Source organism: Marixanthomonas sp. SCSIO 43207 (assembly GCF_019904255.1).
In the GTDB taxonomy this organism is placed as follows: domain Bacteria; phylum Bacteroidota; class Bacteroidia; order Flavobacteriales; family Flavobacteriaceae; genus Marixanthomonas.
Window position 1 is genome coordinate 2,626,931 of sequence record NZ_CP063203.1, and the last position, 25,059, is coordinate 2,651,989.

Annotated in this window: 25 protein-coding genes and 1 pseudogene; 18 read left to right on the forward strand and 8 right to left on the reverse strand. The window is 33.9% G+C overall.

From position 1 onward, the window contains the following. Positions 1-50: 50 nt before the first annotated feature. Positions 51-998 carry a phosphoribosylaminoimidazolesuccinocarboxamide synthase gene (locus INR76_RS12335; protein ID WP_223108265.1) on the reverse strand — a complete coding sequence of 316 codons (948 nt, stop codon included), beginning with the start codon at positions 996-998 and terminating at the stop codon, positions 51-53. Between the two features lie 25 nt (positions 999-1,023). Beyond that, positions 1,024-1,977, reverse strand: coding sequence for a PhoH family protein (locus INR76_RS12340; protein ID WP_223108266.1), 954 nt, complete (start codon positions 1,975-1,977; stop codon positions 1,024-1,026). Between the two features lie 109 nt (positions 1,978-2,086). Here INR76_RS12340 and INR76_RS12345 point away from each other — a divergent pair, with 109 nt between their 5' ends. The 5 genes from INR76_RS12345 (at position 2,087) to dnaN (ending at position 6,851) form a co-directional block, all read left to right on the forward strand. Continuing rightward, positions 2,087-2,917 carry an S-adenosyl-l-methionine hydroxide adenosyltransferase family protein gene (locus tag INR76_RS12345; RefSeq protein ID WP_223108267.1) on the forward strand — a complete coding sequence of 277 codons (831 nt, stop codon included), beginning with the start codon at positions 2,087-2,089 and terminating at the stop codon, positions 2,915-2,917. Positions 2,918-2,924: 7 nt separating this feature from the next. After that, entirely contained in the window at positions 2,925-3,221 is a 297-nt protein-coding gene (locus tag INR76_RS12350; RefSeq protein ID WP_223108268.1) for a putative quinol monooxygenase, read from the forward strand. Between the two features lie 4 nt (positions 3,222-3,225). After that, the gene (gene gldF / locus INR76_RS12355) at positions 3,226-3,942 is read left to right on the forward strand and encodes a gliding motility-associated ABC transporter permease subunit GldF (RefSeq protein ID WP_223108269.1); all 717 of its coding nucleotides are present in this window, start codon (positions 3,226-3,228) and stop codon (positions 3,940-3,942) included. Position 3,943: 1 nt separating this feature from the next. Continuing rightward, positions 3,944-5,623: a gliding motility-associated ABC transporter substrate-binding protein GldG gene (gene gldG / locus INR76_RS12360; protein ID WP_223108270.1), complete on the forward strand. Its 1,680-nt coding sequence runs from the start codon at positions 3,944-3,946 to the stop codon at positions 5,621-5,623. A gap of 109 nt (positions 5,624-5,732) precedes the next feature. After that, positions 5,733-6,851 (forward strand): DNA polymerase III subunit beta, encoded by a 1,119-nt coding sequence (gene dnaN / locus INR76_RS12365; RefSeq protein WP_223108271.1) that lies wholly within the window; start codon positions 5,733-5,735, stop codon positions 6,849-6,851. A 56-nt stretch (positions 6,852-6,907) separates the two neighbouring features. Here the strand turns inward: dnaN and INR76_RS12370 are convergent, their stop codons facing one another. The 4 genes from INR76_RS12370 to INR76_RS12385 all read right to left on the reverse strand — a co-directional run bounded on the left by INR76_RS12370 (position 6,908) and on the right by INR76_RS12385 (position 10,280). Further along, positions 6,908-7,876, reverse strand: a complete 969-nt coding sequence (locus tag INR76_RS12370) for a hypothetical protein (protein ID WP_255592661.1) — start codon at positions 7,874-7,876, stop codon at positions 6,908-6,910. After that, a complete protein-coding gene (locus INR76_RS12375; RefSeq protein ID WP_223108273.1) occupies positions 7,863-8,906 on the reverse strand; it encodes a cytochrome-c peroxidase in 1,044 nt (347 codons plus the stop codon). Before INR76_RS12375 ends, INR76_RS12370 begins: the two co-directional genes overlap by 14 nt. 105 nt (positions 8,907-9,011) lie before the next feature. Further along, positions 9,012-9,797, reverse strand: a complete 786-nt coding sequence (locus tag INR76_RS12380) for an MbnP family protein (protein ID WP_223108274.1) — start codon at positions 9,795-9,797, stop codon at positions 9,012-9,014. Positions 9,798-9,872: 75 nt separating this feature from the next. Then, entirely contained in the window at positions 9,873-10,280 is a 408-nt protein-coding gene (locus tag INR76_RS12385; protein WP_223108275.1) for a hypothetical protein, read from the reverse strand. A gap of 155 nt (positions 10,281-10,435) precedes the next feature. Between INR76_RS12385 and INR76_RS12390 the strand changes: the two genes are divergently transcribed. After that, positions 10,436-11,722, forward strand: coding sequence for a sorbosone dehydrogenase family protein (locus INR76_RS12390; RefSeq protein WP_223108276.1), 1,287 nt, complete (start codon positions 10,436-10,438; stop codon positions 11,720-11,722). A gap of 12 nt (positions 11,723-11,734) precedes the next feature. After that, complete coding sequence (locus INR76_RS12395; protein WP_223108277.1) at positions 11,735-14,017, forward strand: TonB-dependent receptor domain-containing protein; 2,283 nt, start codon at positions 11,735-11,737, stop codon at positions 14,015-14,017. A gap of 2 nt (positions 14,018-14,019) precedes the next feature. Here the strand turns inward: INR76_RS12395 and INR76_RS12400 are convergent, their stop codons facing one another. After that, positions 14,020-14,508, reverse strand: a complete 489-nt coding sequence (locus INR76_RS12400) for a hypothetical protein (protein ID WP_223108278.1) — start codon at positions 14,506-14,508, stop codon at positions 14,020-14,022. Positions 14,509-14,544: 36 nt separating this feature from the next. After that, positions 14,545-14,907, reverse strand: coding sequence for a DUF4870 domain-containing protein (locus tag INR76_RS12405; RefSeq protein ID WP_223108279.1), 363 nt, complete (start codon positions 14,905-14,907; stop codon positions 14,545-14,547). 138 nt (positions 14,908-15,045) lie between these two features. On the opposite strand from INR76_RS12405, the gene mnmE reads away from it, so the two are divergent. The 11 genes and pseudogenes from mnmE (at position 15,046) to INR76_RS12455 (ending at position 25,037) form a co-directional block, all read left to right on the forward strand. Beyond that, positions 15,046-16,443 carry a tRNA uridine-5-carboxymethylaminomethyl(34) synthesis GTPase MnmE gene (gene mnmE, locus INR76_RS12410; protein WP_223110019.1) on the forward strand — a complete coding sequence of 466 codons (1,398 nt, stop codon included), beginning with the start codon at positions 15,046-15,048 and terminating at the stop codon, positions 16,441-16,443. 217 nt (positions 16,444-16,660) lie between these two features. Beyond that, positions 16,661-16,831, forward strand: a complete 171-nt coding sequence (locus INR76_RS13990; RefSeq protein ID WP_255592664.1) for a hypothetical protein — start codon at positions 16,661-16,663, stop codon at positions 16,829-16,831. A gap of 60 nt (positions 16,832-16,891) precedes the next feature. Beyond that, positions 16,892-17,026, forward strand: a pseudogene (locus INR76_RS13995) (helix-turn-helix domain-containing protein); the annotation flags it as partial. Positions 17,027-17,033: 7 nt separating this feature from the next. Beyond that, positions 17,034-18,128 (forward strand): site-specific integrase, encoded by a 1,095-nt coding sequence (locus tag INR76_RS12420; protein WP_223108280.1) that lies wholly within the window; start codon positions 17,034-17,036, stop codon positions 18,126-18,128. Beyond that, positions 18,128-19,075 (forward strand): DUF6617 family protein, encoded by a 948-nt coding sequence (locus tag INR76_RS12425; RefSeq protein ID WP_223108281.1) that lies wholly within the window; start codon positions 18,128-18,130, stop codon positions 19,073-19,075. Before INR76_RS12420 ends, INR76_RS12425 begins: the two co-directional genes overlap by 1 nt. A 156-nt stretch (positions 19,076-19,231) precedes the next feature. Then, positions 19,232-19,534, forward strand: coding sequence for a helix-turn-helix domain-containing protein (locus INR76_RS12430; RefSeq protein ID WP_223108282.1), 303 nt, complete (start codon positions 19,232-19,234; stop codon positions 19,532-19,534). Then, positions 19,531-19,827: a helix-turn-helix domain-containing protein gene (locus INR76_RS12435; RefSeq protein WP_223108283.1), complete on the forward strand. Its 297-nt coding sequence runs from the start codon at positions 19,531-19,533 to the stop codon at positions 19,825-19,827. Before INR76_RS12430 ends, INR76_RS12435 begins: the two co-directional genes overlap by 4 nt. Beyond that, the gene (locus INR76_RS12440; RefSeq protein ID WP_223108284.1) at positions 19,814-20,722 is read left to right on the forward strand and encodes a BT4734/BF3469 family protein; all 909 of its coding nucleotides are present in this window, start codon (positions 19,814-19,816) and stop codon (positions 20,720-20,722) included. The genes INR76_RS12435 and INR76_RS12440 overlap by 14 nt, the downstream gene beginning before the upstream one ends. Continuing rightward, positions 20,719-22,470 carry a DUF3987 domain-containing protein gene (locus tag INR76_RS12445; RefSeq protein ID WP_223108285.1) on the forward strand — a complete coding sequence of 584 codons (1,752 nt, stop codon included), beginning with the start codon at positions 20,719-20,721 and terminating at the stop codon, positions 22,468-22,470. Before INR76_RS12440 ends, INR76_RS12445 begins: the two co-directional genes overlap by 4 nt. 155 nt (positions 22,471-22,625) lie before the next feature. After that, on the forward strand, positions 22,626-22,919 hold the full coding sequence (locus INR76_RS12450; RefSeq protein ID WP_027879787.1) for a helix-turn-helix domain-containing protein: 294 nt from the start codon (positions 22,626-22,628) through the stop codon (positions 22,917-22,919). Between the two features lie 6 nt (positions 22,920-22,925). Next, entirely contained in the window at positions 22,926-25,037 is a 2,112-nt protein-coding gene (locus tag INR76_RS12455) for a Piwi domain-containing protein (RefSeq protein WP_223108286.1), read from the forward strand. Positions 25,038-25,059: the final 22 nt, after the last annotated feature.

Below are 25,059 nucleotides of genomic sequence, written 5' to 3' on the forward strand. Positions count from 1 at the left end.
AAAAACTAATCAAAATATTCACATTATACAATGATTAGTTAAAAATGAATTTAATTTTTTAAATACCTATTAACGTTTTCTTCTATTCGGTTATTAATGTTTGAAACATCAGCTTTCTCAAATGTTTCTCCTGTGATGTTTTCATACAACTCGATATACCTTTCAGAAACAGAAGTAATATAGTCATCTGTCATTTCTGGTACTTGTTGTCCTTCCAATCCTTGAAAACCATTTTCTATTAACCATTGACGCACAAACTCTTTTGAAAGTTGTTTTTGTGGTTGGTTTGCATCTTGACGCTCTTGATACCCGTCTGCATAAAAATATCGGGATGAGTCTGGGGTATGGATTTCATCTATTAAAACTATTTTACCATCTTTCGTTTTTCCGAACTCATACTTGGTATCAACCAAAATCAATCCACGTTTGGCTGCAATTTCGGTTCCGCGCTTAAAAAGTTTACGCGTATAATCTTCAAGTTGTTTATATTCTTCTTCTGAAACAATGTTGCGTTGTAAAATTTCTTCTCTAGAAATATCTTCATCGTGATCACCTGCTTCGGCTTTGGTAGCCGGTGTTATAATGGCTTGTGGAAATTTGTCATTTTCTTTCATACCTTCAGGCATTGAAACTCCGCAAAGCATACGTTTTCCTGCTTTATATTCTCTTGCGGCGTGACCGCTTAAATATCCACGAATTACCATTTCAACTTTGTATGGCTCACAAGCTGCACCAATAGCAACATTTGGATCTGGCGTTGCAGTTAACCAATTAGGTACAATATCTTCTGTATCGCGCATCATTTTGGTAGCAATTTGATTCAGAATTTGTCCTTTATAAGGTATTCCCTTAGGCATTACCACATCAAAAGCACTCAACCTATCTGTTGCAATCATTACCAAGGTATCATTTGCTAGTGTATATACTTCTCTAACTTTACCGTGATAGACCTTTTGCTGTCCTGGAAAATTAAAATTTGTTGAAGTAAGGGTATTCATGATTTTTAGTTTTTCTGAAAAAAAATTAGTCTACGTTTTCTATTGATTTGTATGCTGCTATTACTTTTTTAACCAATTTATGACGAATTACATCTTTATCATCTAAGTAAATAACACCTACTCCTTTTACATCTTTTAAAACAAGAAGTGCTTCTTTTAAGCCAGAAATAACACGTCTAGGCAAATCTATCTGTCCAGGATCACCGGTTATCATAAATTTTGCATTTCTACCCATACGAGTTAGAAACATTTTCATCTGAGCGTGAGTTGTGTTTTGAGCTTCATCTAGAATTACAAATGCATTATCGAGGGTTCTACCTCGCATAAATGCCATAGGTGCAATTTGAATAACTCCTTTTTCTATATATGATTCAAGCTTTTCATGTGGAATCATATCACGAAGCGCATCATACAAAGGTTGCATATACGGATCTAGTTTTTCTTTTAAATCACCTGGAAGAAAACCTAAGTTTTCACCAGCTTCAACAGCCGGGCGCGTTAAAATAATACGCTTTACTTGCTTTTCTTTAAGAGCTTTTACTGCAAGCGCAACACCTGTATATGTTTTTCCTGTTCCGGCGGGCCCAACGGCAAAAACCATATCATTTTTACTCATTAATTCTACCAGTTTACGCTGGTTGGCTGTTTGTGCTTTAATGAGCTTACCACTTACTCCATGAACTAGAACCTCTCCGGCACTTACTGGTGTTTCATAATCTTCCTTACTTTCACTTTGTAAAACTCGCTCAATGATATTTTCATCAATCTTGTTGTATTTACCAAAGTGTTCTAACAACATTGTAATGCGTTTATCAAATTCTTCAAGTACTTCTTCATCGCCGTAGGCTTTTATTTTACTTCCGCGAGCGACAATTTTTAATTTCGGAAAGAATTTTTTCAGTAAATCAATATTTGCATTTTGTAGCCCAAAGAATTCACGTGGGCTAATTTCGGTTAATTCAATAATGAGTTCGTTCAAAAGCAGGAATGTTTATAAGATTTTATACTAAGTGTAAATATAGTTTTTCCAATAACAAAAGTACCGTATTTTTGTGGGAGTTGTTTTAACAAAATATCAACAATCACCTATGCCCATTATTACACTTACTACTGATTTTGGAGAGAAAGATCACTTTGCAGGAGCGGTTAAAGGTGCTATTTACAGTGAATTACCTGATATAAAAATTGTTGATATCTCACACTCTGTATCGCCGTTTCATATTACTGAAGCTGCTTATATAATTCAAAACGCTTATAGGAGTTTTCCTAAAGACACCATACACTTAATAGGCATTGACTCTGAGTTAACTCCAGAAAACAAGCATATTGCTGTATATCTAGACGGTCATTATTTTATTTGTGCCAATAATGGGATTATTTCAATGTTGGCTTCAGAAATTAATCCTGAAAAAATTGTTGAAATAAACATACACGACCGCGTAGAGTCTAATTTTCCCGTGCTCGATGTTTTTGTAAAAGTTGCGTGTCACATTGCTCGCGGCGGAACACTCGATGTAATAGGAAAAGTGATTTCTGAAATAAAACAAATACGTGATTTGCGCCCGGTAGTAAATTCAGAAAATACTCAAATAATTGGTAATGTAATCTATATTGACAATTACGGAAACGTAGTTTGTAATATCAAAAAATCTTTATTTGAAGAAATAGGAAAAGGACGCGCTTACACCATACAAGCAAGACGCGCTAAGTTTAATGAAGTATACTCAAACTATAGTGATGCTATAAATTTTGACATTCCGCCAGAAAAACGAGAAGAAGACGGAAAAAAATTGGCGCTCTGGAACTCGTCAAACTATCTAGAGTTAGCCATTTACAAAAGCAACCCAAGTACTGTAGGAAGCGCTTCTACGCTATTTGGATTGGAATATTGGGATACTATTTCAGTAACTTTTAAATAATTAAAGAATGTTTACACGAATTGTAAAAATGAATTTTAAAGCTGAAGAAGTTGATTCTTTTCTCAGTAACTTTGAACAGATTAAGAAGAAAATTAGAAATTTTCCTGGCTGTGAATTTTTACAATTATACCGTGATAAACATACCAAAACAATCTTTTTTACATATAGTCGTTGGAAGAATGAAGCAGATCTAGAAGCTTATCGTCATAGCGACTTATTTAAAGGTGTTTGGGCTGAGACAAAACCTAAGTTTAAAGAAAAGGCTGCAGCTTGGAGTGTAGACACACTTCACACACTAGACTAATTATATGATTGCATTAATTAAACGGGAAATAAGTGCTTTTTTTGCCAGTACTATTGGGTATTTGGTGATTGCTGTTTTTTTGGTAATTAACGGACTATTTTTGTGGGTTTTTAAAGGTGACTATAATATTCTTGATGCAGGATTTGCAGATTTAGCTTCCTTTTTTGAATTGGCACCTTGGGTTTTACTATTTCTTATTCCTGCTGTTACAATGCGCAGTTTTAGTGATGAGTTAAAAATGGGAACTCTCGAGTTACTAGTTACCAAACCTATATCATTAAAAAACATTGTATTAGGTAAATATATTGGAGCTGTACTTCTTATCCTCATTGCTTTGCTCCCAACGGTTTTATACATAGTTACCATTTCGCAGTTAGGAAATCCTGCCGGAAACTGGGACGTAGGCAGTACAATTGGCTCCTACATAGGATTATTCTTCTTAGTGTTGGCATATACAGCTGTAGGAGTTTTTTCTTCTACACTTTCACACAATCAAATTGTGGCTTTTATAATTTCGGTTTTCCTATGTTTTGTCCTTTATTATGGCTTTGAGGGTATAACCAATTTAGGAATTGACTTCCCTATTGAAACTCTAGGAATGAAAGCACATTTTGACAGCGTTGCTCGTGGTGTTTTGGATACTCGAGATATTGTCTACTTTTTGAGTATTGCAGGGTTTTTTATTGTTTGTACCATTTTAAAGCTGAAAAAACGCAATTAAAATGCATAAAAAAACCATACAACATATAATTGTTTTATTAATTGTTTTCATTCTTGTAAATGTAGTAGCATCATACGTTTACAAGAGGTTTGATTTAACACAAGACCAACGATACACACTTTCTGAAGCAGCCAAAGAAACCGTAGCAACAGCCAAATCTCCTATCGTTATTGATGTTTTTTTGGAAGGAAACTTTCCTCCAGAATTTAACAGATTACAATCTGAAACTAAACAATTATTAGAGGAGTTTTCGGCATATAATCCCAATATAAAATTTGAATTTATCAATCCTTTGGAAGTTGATAATGCTCAAGCTTTACAACAAGAGTTTGCTCAAAGAAATATGAATGGTGCTCAAATAGAGGTACGTGAAAACGGAAAAGTAAGTACCGAAACTGTATTTCCGTGGGCACTTGCTTATTATAACGATAAAAGTGTAGCAATTCCGTTGTTAAAAAATCAATTGGGAACCTCAACTGAAGAGCGCGTCACAAACTCTATTCAAAATTTGGAGTATGCTTTTGCAGATGGTTTTAACAAGTTAATTACTCCCAAGAAAAGAAAAGTAGCTGTTTTAAAAGGAAATCAAGAGCTTGCAGATCGATACGTTGCAAACTTTCTCTCTACATTAAAAGATTATTATTTTCTTGCTCCATTTACATTAGATTCGGCTGCAGTAGCACCCAATAAAACACTGCAACAATTACAAACTTTTGATTTAGTTATTGCAGCAAAACCTACTCAAGCTTTTTCAGATTCAGAAAAATATATACTCGATCAATATATTATGAACGGAGGCCGCTCTTTATGGCTTATTGATGCTACCGAAAATAAAATAGATAGTATTAGTGGCAAAACATTTGCCTTTGGGAAAGAATTAAACCTAAACGATTTCTTTTTTAAATATGGCCTGCGTGTCAATCCTAACCTTGTAAAAGATGTTTACTCTGCTCCTATTGTTTTGGCACAAGGAAGTGAGCAAAATTCACAATACAATCGCTATCCGTGGTTTTTTAGTCCTTTGACAAGCAGCGCAAATAATCATCCTATTGTAACCAACATTGAAGCTGTAAAGTTTGATTATGCCAGTACTATTGACACCTTACCAAACTCAGTTAAGAAAACAGTATTACTTTCTACCTCTCCTATTACACAAGTAATTGGACTACCTTATGAAATAGACCTTGATCAAGAAATTCCTGATAATTTACAAATTGTAAACCAAGGACCCGACCCCAACCGGTTTAACGCTGGAGAAAAACCACTGGCTGTTTTATTGGAAGGAGAAATACCATCAGCTTTTACAAACCGTATAAAACCCTTTTCAAATTCAGAAGATAAAAAGCTATCAACTTCTACAAAGATGGTGGTAATAAGCGATGGCGATGTGATTAAAAACCAACTTGACGGAAATAGACCATTAGAATTAGGTTTTGACAAGTTTACACAAGCTTTTTACGGAAATAAAGAGTTTTTATTGAATACAGTCAATTATTTACTTGATGACAGTGGACTTATAAACATTCGGACCAAAAAAATCGCTATTCCTTTCCTTGATCCTCAAAAAACTGCTGAGCAACGTACCCAATGGCAATTGATTAATCTCCTGTTACCGTTAGGTTTACTAGCTATTTTCGGATTTGCTTTTCAGTATTTCAGAAAGCGAAAGTATACTCGCTAACTGTTAATAAGTTAGTTTTCATAAACGTGCTATTTCAGATATATTTGTAATTAAGCTGAGTTAACTTCAGCAGATATTGTAAATCAATTATTTCCACAAATTATAGAGAATGAAATTCATTGTATCGAGTTCATATTTACTGAAACAACTGCAAGTACTTGGAGGTATTATAAACACAAATAATACGCTTCCAATTTTAGATAATTTTTTGTTTAACCTTGACGGAAGCTCGCTTACGGTATCTGCTTCAGATTTAGAAACTACAATTTCTTCAAAATTGGAAGTAGAAAGCAATGAGAAAGGTAGTGTTTGTATTCCTGCAAGATTACTTTTAGATACATTAAAAACGTTTCCTGAACAACCATTAGCATTTACTGTAGAAGACAATAATACAGTAGAAATAAGCAGTAACCACGGTAAATATGCCTTGGCTTATGCAGATGGTGAAGAGTTTCCTACAGCTGTTGAGTTAAGTGACCCCTCAGCTACTGTCATTCAAGGAGATATCTTGGCAACTGCAATTAACAAAACGTTCTTTGCAACCGGTAATGATGATTTACGTCCTGTGATGAGTGGTGTATTTTTTCAGTTTTCATCAGAAGCACTAACATTTGTTGCTACAGATGCTCATAAACTTGTAAAATATACCCGTGAAGATGTAACGGCTACCGAGACTGCTGAATTTATTATGCCTAAAAAACCATTGAATTTACTAAAAAGCATTCTTGCTGGAAGTGAAGACGATGTGACAATTGAATACAATGAAAGTAATGCAAAATTTACTTTTGAAAATACTGAAATGGTGTGTCGCCTTATCGATGGAAAATATCCTAATTATGAAGCGGTAATCCCAAAAGAAAACCCAAATAAGTTAAGTATTGACCGTACACAATTTTTAAACTCTGTACGCCGTGTGTCTATTTTCTCAAATAAAACAACACACCAAATACGGTTAAAAATTGCAGGTTCTGAACTTAATATCTCTGCTGAAGATGTTGATTATAGCAACAAGGCAGAGGAACGATTAACTTGCGATTATCAAGGAGACGATATGCAAATAGGTTTTAACTCTCGTTTTTTAACTGAAATGCTAAACAACCTTACCAGCGATGATGTTTCATTAGAAATGTCACTACCCAACCGCGCCGGGATTTTAACCCCTGTTGATGGACTAGATGAAGGCGAGCAAGTTACTATGCTTGTTATGCCGGTAATGCTAAATAATTAATAATACAATTACAATAAATAAAAAAGCCGCCTTGAAAACACAAGGCGGCTTTTTTGTTATAGAGTATAATTAAAATACAGTAATAATCTATTCTTTTGTTCTACATCTCCACCAAATAGTTCTTGTTTAATAGGTAAGCCATAATTTGCACCTACTACAAAACGTTTAAAACTATATTCAGCTCCTAGTGTTCCAACAAATGAATAGCCGTCTGTATCGGGTATTTTATCTCCGTACTGCTCTATTTGATCATAAAAATCACCACTCACACCTACAAAAGGTGTTAACATAGTCATATTTATAGGAAACCCATAAAAAACATTAGCATTATAACTAAATTGGTTTCCGAAACGATATTCATTGTCATTAGTTCCTTTTACATAATAAGAAGTTGTAGCATTGGCTCCAAAGCGGTCTTTAGAATAACTATACGCAAGAGACAACAAAACATCTGTACTTCCTGTACCTACTTGAAAACCGGGGTTTACAGCATCTGCTAATACCTCCTCAAACTCTCCGGTAGGTAATTTTAATCCGGCTCCAATTTCTATAGAATGACCTGTAAATTCGGGTTCAGACATAAAATCTAATGCACGGTCGTTTGATTCTTGTTTTTTATTAAACTTAATCTTATACCATCCCAATACACTTATATCACCCAAGCCATTAATATGCTCTGTTCTATCTTCAAATTTTCTATACAAATCTTGATATGGAATGGTAGCTGTAACATAAGTATTTTTAAATACCGGTATTTTTGTCCATAGTTGATAGGTATTAAAGTTTTCTTCACTCATGGGTGAATTATCAAAAATACCATCACGAGATTCAAATTGTTGATATATGTACCGTACTCCTACAAAATTTGTATTACCAAGCGTACCATAACCAAAATTGCCTCCACTAGTTGTACAGCCACAAAGGTCACACTCTTCTTCGGGCATCCAAGGTGGACAACCTGCTGCCTGAGCAGTAGAAATAATAAAAAGAAAAGCCAAAGCGGTTATTAATTTAATATTCTGCAAAATCTTTATTTTGAATAAATTCATTATCTGTTAATGTTTTTAAGAATGAAATAATCTGTTTTTTTTCACTTTCTGAAAGTGTTATACCAAAAGAGCCGTCTTCTCTCAATAAAGATGAATCCACATTTCCATTATCAACCATCCCGTTGTCATAATAATCCAAAACATCTTGTAACGTACCAAAACGCCCGTCGTGCATATAAGGAAAGGATAATGCTACGTTACGCAAACTTGGTACCCTAAACTTGTAAAAATCATTAGGGTTTCCGGTAACGCGTTTGCGGCCTTCTTCATCAGGAAATTGGTTATTTAACGGTAATCCGTTGTTTTTATAAGATTGATCTGTAAATAATTCGCCTTGGTGGCAAGAAGCACATTTTGAATTAAAAAGATCGAGTCCTTCCAGTTCTTGTTGTGTAAGACTTACCCCTTCATCACGAATATATTTATCATACTTACTATTTCCAGAAATCATGGTAATCATAAATTGACTTAAAGCCTTTAGCATTCGTTCACTATTAATTTCAGAATCACCAAATGCATTTTTAAACATTTTTTGATACACCTTATTTGAACGAAGCTTGGTAAGAACCCCCGGAATGGTTTCATTCATTTCTACTTCACTTGTTATAGGAATAATAGGTTGTAGATCTAGATGAATGGCTGCTCCATCCCAAGTAAATTCTTCATAAAAAGCCAAGTTGTGGAGCGGTTGTGAGTTTCTAAAACCTACTTCGCCATTTACACCATGACTTACAGAATGGCCGTGATGGGTAAATGAAAATGCTTGTTCGTGACAAAATCCGCAAGAAACAACTCCATTTGATGATAACCTTCCGTCATAAAACAACGACTTACCTAGCTCAATCCCTTCTTTAGTAAGGGGGTTGCCAGAAAGATTATATTTAATGTCTGGAAAATTGGCTGGTATTTCTAGTTCTACCGGTGTAGGCGTTGCAACATAACCCGTATCATCTTTAGAACAGGATGCCAAAAGGCATAGCGCCAATATGTATACTATATTTTTCATAGTTGTTCATTTTTACATTGGTATGCACCTTAACATAAGATGTATACCTACCAGATTTTTGTTTGTAAATCCGGTAGGTAAAAGTTTTGTTAAGGTCAAAGAGTATTACTCGTTATGAACGTGATCTACAGAAAACATAGTTGTTACATTTTCAGCAATTAAAGGTGCTTTTTCTGGGTCTACATGAATTTGTGATTTCTCTTCTAAATACAGTTTATTAGGACCGTTTAAAATTTTTGAAACGTCTGATATTACATGAATTTCAGGTGTTTTATTGGTTCTTAGTTTTGCTGAAACAGGAAGATTTACAGTAACTTCTTTATAATTGTCAAGGGCGCTACCGTGGCTTCCCATGTGAATAGCAAAAGCTGTTTCTTCAGGAAATTCAGTTGAAGTAAATAAGCCTTCGTATACCAAAAACTTGTATCCGGCTTGCCAAGACCACATCATTCCTTCTTCGGTTGCTTGTTCCAGAAACGCTCCTTGTCCTTCAGCTCCTTGTTGGTATTTTTCTTGGTCAACACCAATACCAAATGTAAGCTTAGTATAGTTTGCAGCTGGAATATTTTTTAATGATATAAATTGTGAAGAAACATCACTTTCATTAACTATGAAATAGGATTCGTTTTTTGGATAAACAAAAATGTTTCCGTTGTCATCTTCAAGTCTAATGTTACTTACAATATATTTTACCGCATTAATTTTAATCTCTTCAGGATTATTTGCTGAATAGGTGGTTGTTTCTAGAAGTAAATCTGAAGTATTATAGGCGTTATCAAATTCGATTGTTAAGTTTCCTTCTCCTGAAATAGTCGCTGTTTCATCATCAGAAGAACAAGATAATAAGGTTGCAGCAAGTAATACCATTACTGCATATTTAAAATTTTTCATATTAAAATACGTTAATAGGCACTTTTAAAGGCAAGTACACATAAGCCTAATTTTAATAAAAACGAATATGAAAAATTAACAGCCGGGTGGTCGCAGTAACTTTGGCTCTAATAAAAAGGTATAAGTATTAGAGTATAAAAAAGAAGCTTGTTTTTTAAAAGGCTTAACTTCCTTAAAACTTGTTGTAGATATTGTTTGATGAAATAAAGGTGTAAAAGAATCTGACAAGGTTAGTAATGCCTTCGATTCACCATCTTTAGCATCATCACTTGTAAAATTTAACTGATCTGCCAAATGACATTTACCGTTACAACTAAGTTCAGGTTTGTCGGTATTAATACAGTATTTTTCAATTATGTAGTCAATATTTAACTGAAAATAGGCATAATAGCCAACGTAATAAGCTGGTCTTAAAGCAAAAACTATAAAGAGTAATATGGTTATAAACCTTTTCAGTTCTATATTTTTTGCAAAAATAAGCAAGGACTCAATATTTATAAGTTAAAAGTTCAATTTATTTTAAGATTTTTTTCTGAAGCGCTTAAATCTTCTTACAAGCGTTAAAAAAAAGGTAAACTATTACAGATTACCCTTTTGTTTCAATCTTTCATTGTATTTTAATTGAAAAGAAAAAAACTATGAAAAAAATTACGCTAGTACTATTAATTGCGTTCACCCTACTTTCTTGTAAACAAAAAGTAGCCGAACAAAAGGCAAAATCTGATCCAGAATTAGCCAAAAAAGAATACACTGCAGACACCGTAAAAACTAGCATTGGTGATTTGATTCTTCCAGCTCCTTATGCAACCAAATCTACTGCCAAAGTTTACAGCTTGGTAGAATGGCCGGAAAACACAAAACCTAAAGCACCAGAAGGTTTTACTGTAAGCAAATTTGCCGATGGGTTTGACAATCCTCGTTGGACCTACATTGCTCCCAATGGTGATTTCTTTGTTGTAGAATCAAATACACGTAACAGTGCTAACAAAATCACATTACTTCGTGATCAAAATAACGATGGTACCTTTGAGGTACGAGAGACATTCCTAGAAAACCTAAATCAGCCATTTGGGATGTTGGTGGTTGGAAAATCTTTTTATGTTGCCAATACTGATGGTCTTTATAAGTATCCATATACAGAAGGTCAAACCTCTTTAAAGGATGTAGAAGGAACTAAAATAGTTGATTTACCCGCAGGTGGTTATAATAATCATTGGACACGAAATATTATTACTAATGATGCAAGAAATAAAATTTATATTTCAGTGGGTTCTGCTAGTAATGTAGGCGAATACGGTATGGAAGAAGAAAAAAGACGTGCTAATATTCTAGAGGTAAATCTAGACGGAACCGGTGAAAAAGTCTATGCAAGCGGCTTACGTAATCCTGTGGGTATGGACTGGAATCCAATAACAGGAGAACTTTGGACCGCCGTTAACGAGCGTGATAAATTAGGAGATAATCTGGTACCAGATTATATTACCAGTGTTAAAAAAGGTGGTTTTTATGGTTGGCCGTATTCATACTATGGTCAAATTGAAGATCCTAGAATGAAAGACAAAGCAGATTCATTGGTTGATAAAGCTATAATGCCAGATGTCCCTGTAGGTTCACATACAGCATCTTTAGGCTTTACATTTTATACTGCAAATCAATTTCCCGAAAAATATAAAAATGGAGCTTTTATTGGCCAACACGGTTCTTGGAATCGTTCAAAGTTTTCTGGATACAAAGTAACCTTTGTTCCTTTTTCTGAAGGAAAACCTACCGGTAAACAACAAGATTTTCTTAACGGTTTTATAGCCAATGAAAGTGAGGGAACGGTTTATGGACGTCCGGTTGGAGTAACCGTAACACCCAACGGCGCACTTTTGGTAAACGACGATACCGGAAACACAATCTGGAAAATAAGCTACAATCAATAACTGCTAGCAAGTATGCAAATTAAACATATATTGACGGTTATTTTTATAGCCGTCTTTTTTAATAGTTCGGCGCAAATTACCGGTATTATTTCATCTGAAGACAACCAACCTATACGAGATGTGGCTGTTATAGTCGCAGATTCTTTACCTATTTATACAAATGCTAAAGGTGTTTTTACCATTTCTTCAGAAATAAAACTTCCTGTCAATTTGGTTTTAAAACATCCTGATTATTACACAGAAACAACAGTACTTTCAAAAAACAATGAAACCTTTATTCTTAAAAAAATAGAATCAACAGAGCAATTAAAGCCCGTTATTTTGGCTTCTACATACCAGAAAGAAAGTGGTGTTTTGATCCCTACTACGCAAATAACTTCAGAAACATTTGATAATTATGATCCTGTAGATTTAGTTTCAGCTATTAATGAAACTCCTGGAGTGTTTATTCAGCAGGGAGCCATCAATACAAATAGAATCACCATACGAGGTGTAGGTTCTCGCACTCTTTACGGAACAAACAAAATACGTGCTTATTTTAACGGAATCCCAATCACTAATGGTGTTGGTGAGACAGCTATTGATAGTTATAATGCCAATGACATAGCGAATATTGAAATTATAAAAGGCCCAAAAGCTACCCAATATGGTACCAATCTTGGCGGAACGTTGTTGATCAACTCAAAAGAACTATCAAAAAACGGTATTGAAACATCAAACACCTTAACGCTAGGATCTTACGGTTTGTTTAAAAATAGCTGGAGTACCTCTATAAAAGATGATAAGATATCATTTCATTTTAATTATGATCACCTACAAACAGACGGGTATAGAGATAACAGTGCTTATAACAGAAACAACTATTTTTTGCATACCAAATATGAAATAAACTCATCTTACAGTATCGGTTTATTAGTAAACCATGTCAATAATAATGCTCAAATACCTAGTTCATTGGGCTTAACCGACTTTACAGAAAATCCAGAACAAGCTGCTTTTACGTGGGATGCTTCAAAAGGGTACGAGGATAACCGTCAAACCCTAATCGGACTTAGTTTTTCCAGTAGGTTTTCTGAAACGTTTAGTAACACTACAAGTGTATATTACACCTATTTAGACCATTATGAACCTAGACCCTTTAATATTTTGGATGAGTTGACTAACGGATACGGAGCTCGAACGGTATTTGCAAAAGAATTTTCAATAAATAACCAAAGAGCTTCTTTAACCTTTGGTGGAGAGTGGTATCAAGATGCCTATCGGTGGAAAACGATTGAAAACAGGTATGAAGAAAACAACAATCAAGGTAGTCTAGAAGGCGACTTGTTGAGTAAAAATCGTGAGGAAAGAAAAAGTTTTAGTGCTTTTGCTACTACAAAATTACCTATCACTACAAAACTTAAAGCAGAAGTTGGGTTGAATGTAAATAAAACCACATACGATTCAATCAATATTTTTAACTCAGCAAATTCAACAACTTCAGCAGATAGAGATTTTGATGTAATTTTTTCTCCCAACCTAAACCTACTTTATACCCTTTCTCCTACTACTTTCTTCTTCGGAAATATAAGTAGAGGTTTTAATTATCCAAGTCTTGAAGAAACCTTAACCCCAGAAGGTATTATCAACCCAGAAATTGGTCCCGAAACAGGTTGGAATTATGAACTAGGAACCGAATTATACTTTTTTGACCGTAATTTATACCTACAATCTTCGGTTTATTTGCTTTCTATTTCAAATTTGCTTGTTGTAGAACGTGTGGGTAACGATCAATTTATAGGTAGAAATGCAGGAAAAACACACCATCGCGGAATTGAACTACAAGCAACCTATTCATTTTCAATAAACTCCCAATTTGAAATTAAACCTTTTACAACTGCCGAATTCAACTTCCATAAATTTATTGATTTTGTGGATGGAGCCGATGATTTTTCTGGAAATGAACTTACAGGCGTTCCTGATAAAAAAATAGCTGCTGGAGTAACTATAAAACACAATTCAGGGATTGGGTTAACATCAAACTATCGGTACATTGGCAGTCAACCTATGACTGATACTAATTCTTTGTATAGTGATTCATATTCGGTATTAAATATTCAAGCCGAATATAAAAAGGCGATAGCAGATGCTTTTTCTATTCGGCTTTTAGCAGGCATTAATAATGTTACTAATTCAATGTATGCCTCCTCAATATTAATAAATGCTTCAGGATTTAATGGAAGTGAACCTAGATTTTATTATCCCGGTTTACCTCGCAACTATTACAGTAGTTTGCAACTTGTTTATGCGTTTTAACTTTAATTCATACTAGCCATCCAGATAGGAATAAAAATGGCAATTAAAATAGCAATTGACATTCGGTTATAATAACTATTGATAAAAAGAGCTGTTAGTAAATACACGGTTTTATCGGTTTCACATTCAACTCTTCCTTCGGTAGTTGAAACCGAAGCTGTAATTAATTTATTTTGTCTTTGATTAAAGCTCCATTTTGAATTCCAAAAGTTTTCGTATTTCCAAACAAGCGTTTCGGTATTGAATGTTGCTACAGCCTTTGATTGTAAACTATTATAAGCTATATTTCCTATAACTTTATTGGTTTTACTATCAATTATATTGGTCGTTGGATTAAAAAAACCTTTAGTTATAAATTTTAGTTTCTCGTCTAGAAGTAAGCCAGATGATGTAGAAGAAAAGACTTTATCTTCAAGATTTCCTATCTCTTTTCCTTCAGAATAGAAAGTGTAGTTATTTGAAAATATGCCTTTCTTCCAATTTATTTTCATCTTTTTTATTGACTATTTTCCATTAATACTTCAACATTATGAAATAAAACGAATGGTCATAAATAAACTTGGCGATTCATTATTACTAGCTCTTACGGCATTTACAATAGGTAAAACAAAGGCTACAATACCTATAAAAATTAACATTAAAATTCCTAAGCCCAATAATAATATAGCCGGAATACTAATGATGGTTAATAATATCAACGTTAGTTGAAAATTAACAATAGCTTTACCATGCTCATCCATCCCTATTACTTTATCTTTTTGAGTAAGCCAGATAACCAAAGGCACAATAAGCCCTCCAAATCCAGTAATATAGGTTAACAGTTGTGATACATGTGTGATGACCAACAATTGGTTGTCGGTTCGTTTTGCGGTGTGATTGATTACTTCCATTTCTTGATTGATTATTTGATTTATTTATATGTAGTAAAAGTTGATAAAATGTTACACTTGTTTACAACCAAAGATGAAATATGTATTTTTGCACAAGTAAAAATTTGCAGGCTTAAAATCCTGTTTTGGAAAGAATTTATGACGCATACAGATACTATTGTAGCTTTAGCAACACCTTCGGGAGCTGGTGCTATTGCTATCATTCGCCTTTCAGGTGTTGATGCTATTAGCATTGCTTCACAACTTTTTAATTCTGTTTCTGGAAAGGATTTAAAAAAACAGAAAACACATACCGTTCACTTAGGAACTTTTCAAGACGGTGACCGAGTTATAGATCAAGTTTTAGCAACAGTTTTTAAAAACCCAAATAGTTACACAGGAGAAGATGTTGTTGAATTTTCTTGTCACGGAAGTCAATATATTCAACAAGAAATAATACAAGTATGCCTTCGTAATGGTTGCCGAATGGCTCAAGCAGGTGAGTTTACGTTACGATCTTTTCTAAATGGAAAGATAGATTTAAGTCAAGCCGAAGCGGTAGCCGATTTAATTAATAGTGATTCTGAAGCTTCACATCAATTAGCGATACAACAAATGCGAGGTGGTTTTTCTTCAGAAATAAAAACATTAAGACAAGAGTTGTTAAACTTTGCATCGTTAATAGAACTAGAACTAGACTTTGCCGAAGAAGATGTAGAGTTTGCCAATAGAGATGAGTTTCAGAAGTTAATTACACGAATTACTCACGTATTAAAACGATTGATAGATTCATTTGCCACTGGAAACGTATTAAAAAATGGAATTCCTGTTGCTATAGCAGGAGAACCTAATGTAGGAAAATCAACCTTATTAAACGCACTATTAAACGAAGAACGCGCTATAGTTAGTGATATTGCGGGTACTACCCGTGATACGATTGAAGATGAAATTACAATTGGCGGTATAGGCTTTCGGTTTATTGATACAGCAGGAATACGTGAAACAACAGATACTATTGAAGGCTTAGGAATTAAAAAAACCTTTGAAAAAATTAATGCCTCACAAGTAGTTATGTATCTTTTGGATAGTCTTCAACTTGTAGCCAATGCATCCAAATTAAAACAAGCTCACATTGATATTGCAAAAATTAAAAATAACTATCCACAAAAACCACTGCTGGTAGTAGCCAATAAAGTTGATGAGCTTTCTGAAAGCCAAAAAGAAACACTTACTTCTGAAATAGATAAACTTTATCTACTCTCTGCAAAAACTGGTGCCGGTGTTGAAGACTTAACCTCTTCCCTATTAAACTTTGTAAATACCGGCGCACTGCGCAATAATGAAACCATTGTTACCAATACCCGCCATTATGATGCGCTGTTAAAAGCTCTTGAAGAAATTAATAAAGTACAACAGGGTATTGATACCAATCTAAGTAGTGATTTGCTTGCTATTGATATAAGGCAAGCATTGCATTATTTTGGCGAAATCACAGGAGAAATAAGCAATGATGAGTTGTTAGGCAATATATTTGCAAATTTCTGTATCGGGAAGTAACTTACTTTCTTTTATTTGTTAATCCTTTGTTATTGTTGGTTTTATAGTGTTTTATCTTCTTTTATTTGTTGCTTATTTACTCTTTTTTGATTAAATTTGTTGTATATCTGTTGCCTTAAATACGGGTTTGTTGCCCAAATCTGTTGGCGAAGATATAGGCGAAATGATGCACCATAACGCACCACGTTGCACCATTACGCTACATAAAGCACCATTTATGAGCAGTAATTTATTCATTCCTAAAACTTGTAAGCATTGCGGTAATGCCTTCACAGCACGTACAACAGTTACTAAATACTGTGGCGATACTTGTGCAAAAAGAGCATATAAGGCACGTAAGCGTAAAGAAAAAATCCAAGCTACTCTTACTGAAGATATGCAACAGTAAAAACAAGTTGTTGAAGTTCACAATCCTAATGCTGTAAATAACAAGGATTTTTTAAGCGTTACAGAAGCCTCACAACTTATTGGTGTGAGTAGATGGACCATTCAAAGAATGATTCAACAAGGACGTTTAAAAGCAGTTCCTTTTGGTAGAAAGCGTATTGTGGCCAGATGGCAAATAGAAAACCTCTTTAATTAATTCCATTATGAAAGTAACATTAAGACAACGCAAGAAAAACGACAAAATAAGCCTGTATTTAGATTACTATCATAAAGGTAAACGTAAAACCGAATACTTACGCTTATACCTTACACCAAATCCTAAAATCAAAACGGAAAGAGAGGTAAACAGGAAAACGAAGCAACTTGCAGAAACTATTTGTGCACAACGACAGATTGAAATTCAAAACGGTATTTATGGCTTTCAAGATATTGAAAAGCTAAAAGGCAGTTTTATTACTTATATCACAGCTTTAGCAGAAAAGAAAAATACAAGCTCTGGCAATTATGGTAATTGGAATAGTATGCTAAAACATTTAAAAAAGTTTTGTCCAACTGATGTTAGTTTTCAAGATATAGACAAATCATTTGTTGAGCGTTTCAAAGAGTATTTAGATAAAGATGCAATAGGTAGAGCAGGTAAGCAATTGTCTCAAAATTCAAAATATTCATATTTCGGGAAATTTTCAGCAGCATTAAAACAGGCTGTAAAGGATGGTATATTAAAAGTAAATCCTGCAAATGGTGTTGAATACTTTAAACAAGGCGAACCTCAACGAGAATTTTTAACGCTTGATGAATTACAAAAGGCAGTTAATACAGAATGTGAACTACCTATTTTAAAAAATGCTTTTATTTTTTCAGCTTTAACCGGATTACGTTGGTCAGATATTGAAAAACTAATATGGTCAGAAATCCAGCACTCTAAAGAAATGGGATATTATATCAGGTTTAGACAAAAGAAAACTAAAGGTGTTGAAACCTTACCAATATCAGACCAAGCAAGAAATCTATTAGGAGAAAAAGGTAATCCAGATGATAAAGTGTTTGATGGTTTGCATTATAGTGCCTGGTCTAACTTAAAGCTACAACAATGGATGATGAAAGCAGGTATTACTAAAAATATAACCTTCCATTGCGCGCGCCATACCTACGCTACCTTACAATTAACATTGGGTACAGACATATATACAGTATCAAAATTATTAGGTCATAAAGAATTACGCACTACACAGATATATGCTAAAGTAATTGACGATAAAAAGAAAGAAGCTGCTAACCGTATTCAACTGGATTTATAATGAAAGGAAGTGTATTTTCAAGTTTGGTTTCTATAACCAATGGCTTACATAGAGATAATAGACAAAAAAAGGATTTTAAATACCTACTGTCTGATTTTAAATTGAATCCAAAAGCCAATAATGCAGTTTTTAAAGTAAACTTTAAAAAGCCTTTAAATGCGAAAAAAGAATACTACCAAAAGCTAATCTTTATTGAAACAGAAAATACAGTAGCATCATTTTCAAAAGAATTTCCCAAAAATGCAACCACACCAGAAAATAAATACAGCTATACCATTCTACTTAATAAATTTGATAAGTACTTAAATGACATTGCAACTTATATCAATAAAAGAGGCATAACAGCAGATTTAAATAATGATGACAATTATATCATAAACTACTTAAAAGTGTCTGCTATAAGATTGTATGCTGAACTACAAGAGCAATACGGAAAGTTTTCCGAAAACACAAAATTCTCTATTTCAGAAATTGCTGAAAAATACTTTAATGATGAAACTTTTGATATTAGCCTAATAGAAAAGAGCACTACTAAAAAAGTTGCTACCAAAAAAACATCAAAAACGAAAGCAAAACAAAAGACTTCTTTTGGATATAAAAGTAATGACACTTCAACTTTGCTAACTGTGCTCAAACTGGTAAATCTAAAAATAGATTTGTTAGATAACCGTACAACTGTAGAACAGTTGCACCAATTATTATTAGCAAAAGATTTTACCAATACAGAATCGCAAATTTATCTTCAATGTGAGACGACACAGTTTAGTTACCTTGTAACGAAACTAAAGCCATTTTTTAATGGTTTTAATCCTACCTCAATAGAACGTTCTGGAAAATTTGTTACTAAAACCGGTACGCTATTAAAAGCGAATAATCTTCACAAAAACAAAGTTCACAACCCAAAAGAAAAGGAAGAAATAGATAAAATTATCCAACAACTGCAATAAAAAACAGTAAGAATAGTAAGAAATCTTACTGTTGTCTTACCCTTGTTTTACACTCTTACTAAAATCGGAAAGCCAATTTTCAACCTTTGTCCTGTTCTTGAAAACCAAGAATGACATTTGGCCAGATGTCCTCATTTATTTAAAACAAAATAAACGATGGACACAAATATCATCGAAAAGTTAGACCGCATTGAAAAACTCTTATTAGAGCAACAAACAATGCAAAAGCAAGTATTAAACTTTAATGAAACTTGCAAGTATTTAGAATTATCCCAATCGCACTTGTATAAACTTACAAGTACGGCAACCATTCCACATTATAAACCGAATGGTAAAAAGATTTATTTCCAGCGAGAAGAGTTAGACCATTGGTTACTGCGTAACCGTATGGACTCAAGAGACGAAATCGAACAGCAAGCTGCCGATTACCTAATTAAGAAAGGAGCGGTGAAGTTATGACTGAAATAATCGATTTACTCTTAACGCTCTCTCAAGAAATAAAGGACATTAAAGCACGTATTGAATTGTTACGACATTCGAGAGCAGAAGTATTAAAAGATACGTGGATAGACAATCAAGATGTATTGCAGACCTTACATATAAGTAAGCGAACGCTACAAACTTTAAGAACCAATGGCACTTTGCCTTACAGCAAAGTAAAAGGTAAATTTTACTATAAAGTTGCTGACATAGAGCAGTTGCTTCAAGACAACTACTACAACCATAATTTCAAGCGAGATGGAAATAAGTAGAGAAGCAATTTTAGACAAAACACATTATGGTTTAAAAATCTATGCCTATGTGTTGAGACAGTATTATCCTAATCAAACAGTCCTTTCTGTAAAAGGAAGGGACTGTGGGATAACTCGAAACCCTTTTAATGGTGGTAAAGAAACCTTACGGATTCATATTGATGGTATAATATCAACACATCGAGATACAGAATTAGAAGCCTTTAAAGGTGATGTATTCGATTTTGCACAATACCATTTTAGAATAACCGATGAAGAAGAATTATTCCAGAAGATAAATAAAGAGTTACATCTAAATTTAGAAATAAAAGAGAAAGACGAATTGGAATGGCTTAATGAACCAGACGATACCTGGTATGCCAACTGTAGCTTCTTTAAAGCACCTGTTCGCAATGTGTTTCCTTCGGAAACTCTGCGATTACATCAAGTATTTGCATTAATCACAAGTGATAAATACAAAAAGATTACTGAAGAATTAAGAGCAATTACCAATGCAAAAGAAGCACGTAAATTCAAAGCGAATCGCTTTGATTACGTGACACTTTCTGGAACATTTGAAAAACGAAGCGATAACAATTTGCTAAAGCATTCTAATTTATTAACCATTGATTTTGACCATTTAGAGAATCTACAAGAGTTAAGAACACAGCTCTTAAATGATGAATATTTTGAAACCGAAATGCTATTCATATCACCATCTGGTGATGGATTAAAATGGATTATTAGAATAGATATTTCAGAAGTAACACATTCAGAATATTTCACAGCAGTTGCAAATTACATTAAACACAATTATAACATTGAGGTTGACCAGTCAGGTAAAGACGTTTCCAGAGCGTGTTTTTTACCATACGACCCAACAGCCTTTCTACATAAAAGACATCAAGCATTATGACGAAAATATTTAACCCAAAAGATTGGTTAGAAGTTCCTAAAGAGCAACCTCAACCAAAAAGCAACACAGCAACAACTAATGTTGTTGCGGTTGCTGATAACGATATTGAATCCTACATTTCAGCAATAGAGCAATCAGGTACAGACATAACAGGAAGTTATGCCACTTGGAGAGATTTAGGCTTTGCTTTAGCAGAAGAATACGGAGAAACAGGTAGAGATTATTTCCACCGTATAAGTAAAAATTATGCAAGTTACGATGCTAAAGAGTGTGATGCACAATTCGATAAATGCTCAAACGCAAAAGGACACGGAATTACAATTGCTACCTTTTATCACTATGCACATCAGTCAGGTATCAAACCGACTAAACAACAGTATAACAACGAAGTTGCAACAAACGTTGCAACTGTTGTCGATACAGCCAACCAATCAATGCCTACAATACCAGAAACGGTATATGAGAATTTGCCACAGTTTTTACAACAAGTTGTAAATCCTGCTAATGGACAGGAAGAAAAGGACATTTTGCTATTAGGCGCATTAACAGCATTTAGTGCGTGTTTTCCTAAACTCTTCGGAATCTATGACCAACGTAAAGTATTCAGCAACTTATATTTATTTGTAACCGCACCTGCATCTGCAGGTAAAGGAAGGCTTAACCAAATTAAAAATTTGGTAGAGCCTGTACACAAGTTAAAACGAGAACAAGCCAAAGTATTAAAGCAGCAATTTCAAGCAGAAACTGCTACTTATAATATGAACAAAGGCAAAGATGAAAACTTGGAAAAACCGAGTAAACCGCCAGAGCGAATGCTGTTCATTCCTGCTAACAATAGTGTAACAGGCGTATATCAATTAATTTCTGATAATGAAGGAAGAGGATTGATTTTTGAAACCGAAGGCGACACGTTAGCACAAGCCTTTAAAAGCGATTATGGTAATTATTCTGATGGTTTTCGTAAAGCCTTTCATCACGAAACCATAAGTTATTATCGTAGAACCGATAGAGAATACGTAGATATTGAGAAACCGTGCTTGTCAACAGTATTATCAGGCACACCTAAACAAGTGGCAACCTTAATACCCAACGCAGAAAATGGTTTGTTTAGTCGCTTTATGTTTTACTATATGAATATAAAACCAACTTGGAAAAACGTGTTTCAAAATAGCAATAAAGTAGGTTTAGATGATTACTATAACCAATTAGGTAGTGAGTTTTTAGAATTGTACAAAACGCTAAAAAACAACCCAGAGATTGAAATACGATTAACCACAAACCAACAACAGCAATTCAATACGTTCTTTGAATCCTTACAGACCAAATACATCAACCTACAACCCGAAGAGTACATCGCAACGATAAGGCGATTAGGCTTAATTGCGTTTAGGATAATGATGCTATTCACAGCATTTCGTATTATGGAAGATGGTGATGTAAATGCAACTAAAGAATGTGAGGATATGGATTTTGAAAACGCACTAACCATAATTTCAATTTTAGTAAAACACAGTAGTAAAGTATTTAATGATTTACCAATTGAGCAAAAAACAACAAAACGTTCAAATAGAAAAGAACGCTTTTTAGAAAGTTTGCCAAAGCAATTTAGCAGACAAGATTATTTAGATTTAGCGACAAAACAGAGCATCCCACATAAAACAGCAGAAGGCTATATTACCAAATTTGTTGATGCAGGTTTAATACATAGAGAAGCGCACAATAACTACTCAAATCCTGCAAAGACATAGTTAAGGATTTCGAGGATTTAAGGATATGATTAAATGGATTTCCTCAAATCCTTAATATCCTCATTACCTGTTAATAACTGTTTATATCTTTTTAGTTTCCTTTACTTACTTTTTCTTACATTAGACAGATATTGACAAGTCTAAATAATTCTATTATGGAATTTGGGGAATACATACGCTCATTGCGTGAAAAACGCAATTTGCTATTAAGGGAAATGGCTGCAAACCTAAATATGGACGTTGCCTATTTAAGCAAAATAGAAAGAGGAAATCGGATGGCAAGACGCGAACAAGTAGTTGCTTTTGCCAAAACATTAAAAGAAGATGAAAACGAATTAATTAAGCTATGGATGTCCGAACAAATTGTACTAATGCTCAAAAATGAAAAGGAACATACGGAAATCCTCAAAATAGCGGAAGAAAATTTAAATAGATTGACAAAAAAATAATAGTCTATGCAAGAACACCTCAAAACGAACATACTCAACTTTAAATGGCCTAATAGTGCGCCTACTATTTATTTAACTTTAGAGGATATGGAAGGTAGCCATCCCATCCATAATTCTAAATTTTCAAGGCAGATTAAAGAGGTGTTTCCAGATGCAGACTTATCTAACACAGAACAAATATTTACAACATTTACAACGGTAATACCAGATGCACCAAGTATTAAACTAAATTTAGTAGATGGTAGAGAATTAAGAATATACAAGCAATTCCTTAAACACCAATTAAGAAGCTATTTTAAATCTAAAGACTATATAGTAGTAAAAAACTTCGTTGGTGATGTACAAGTGTGGATGCCTTCCAAAAAAGGAAATACAGCAGACTATAACCTCTACTATAAATTTTCATTTAAAATACAGTTTGCAAAACTCACAGACCTACCAGAGTTAATTGTTTCATACGATGGTACTTCAAAAGTCCTTACAACTTCGGTTAAGGATATAGAGGAATCAGAGTTAATAAAGCGTTGTGTATATGGTCAAAAAACGTTCAATTACCAAATGGACCTCGACACAGAGGAAAAACAAGAATTTTACAATGCTATTCAGTTTGACCAAGCATTCCCAATTTTTAGTTTACCATTAGCACGAGCATTAAACATACCTATTGAAGAACCTGTAAGACCAATTAATAAATACCAAAAGTACGTAGCACTTATTAATAATTTTGCAACCAACTATCTGTTTACAGAAGATTTTAAAGCCATATTTCCTTTTAAGACTTATGCATTTATTGATGTGCCACTTAATCGTATCAATCACATTGACCCACAAGTAGGATTATTAGAATTTGATAAAGACCAATACGGTAACAAGAAAACCCATTTAGTGCCTAAATTGGCAATGAATAATCTTAATCCTTATAAGAGACCAAACAACCAAAACATTAAGTTTTTCTTTGTGTACCATACGTCTCATAAAGAAGCAATTAAAACCTTTTACAATAACCTTAAAACTGGCGTTACTGCGGATAAAAAGTATTTTAAAGGGATTGAGGCTTATGTAAACATTAAGGCTTCAACGTCTAAAGAACATTTTATTGAGTTTACCAATGAAAGCGACCCAATTCCAGAAATAGTTGAAAAGTTAGAGAGCTTAACCTTCGACCACGATAATGTACGTTATGCAGCGTTCTATTTAAGTCCTTTCGATAAATTCACACCAAATCCCGAAGACCGAGACATCTATATTCAAATCAAAGAATTGTTTTTAAATGAAGGCATTGTTACGCAGGTTGTGGATTATGAAAAAATGGTAGTAAATATCGAGAATCAATACAACTTCCAATTCACATTACAAAATATGGCATTAGCTATTCACGCTAAATTAGGTGGTGCACCTTGGAAACTCGCAGTAACCGATAAAAAAGAATTAGTAATTGGTGTTGGTGCTTTTACCAATCAAGGCGAAAACAGACGGTATATAGCAAGTGCCTTTAGTTTTCAAAACAATGGTTTATTTAGAAAGTTCGAATATTTTGACCAAAGCGAAACAGACCTATTGGCAGGAAGTATATGTAAAGCCATTAGAGATTTTACATCGGTTGCTGAAGCAGATAAAGTAGTCATTCACTTTTATAAGGAAATGAGCTACGAGGAACTAAAACCTATTATAAGAGGGATGCATACATTAGGGTTGAAAATTCCTCTTTACATTTTAAATATCAATAAAACAGAAGCAGAAGATATTATTGCTTACGACCTCAATTGGGGTAAAAAGTTAATGCCTGTAAGTGGCACATACATACGTATTAGCGAAAATCAATTCCTACTGTTTAATAATGCACGTTATCCTAATTCACAGCGATATGCAGATACAGATGGTTATCCGTTTCCAATAAAAATTAAGGTAAGCAGTCCAGATGAAGATGCTTTTGAAGATGCAGACGTGGTTTTAGAGTTATTAACACAGGTATATCAATTTAGCAGATTATATTGGAAATCCTTACGCCAACAAAATGTACCTATCACCATAAAATACCCAGAAATGGTAGCACAAATAGCACCACGATTTAATAATGGTGTTCCAGACGATGCTAAAGATGCGTTATGGTTTTTGTAATTTACCAATCAATTTATTTGCA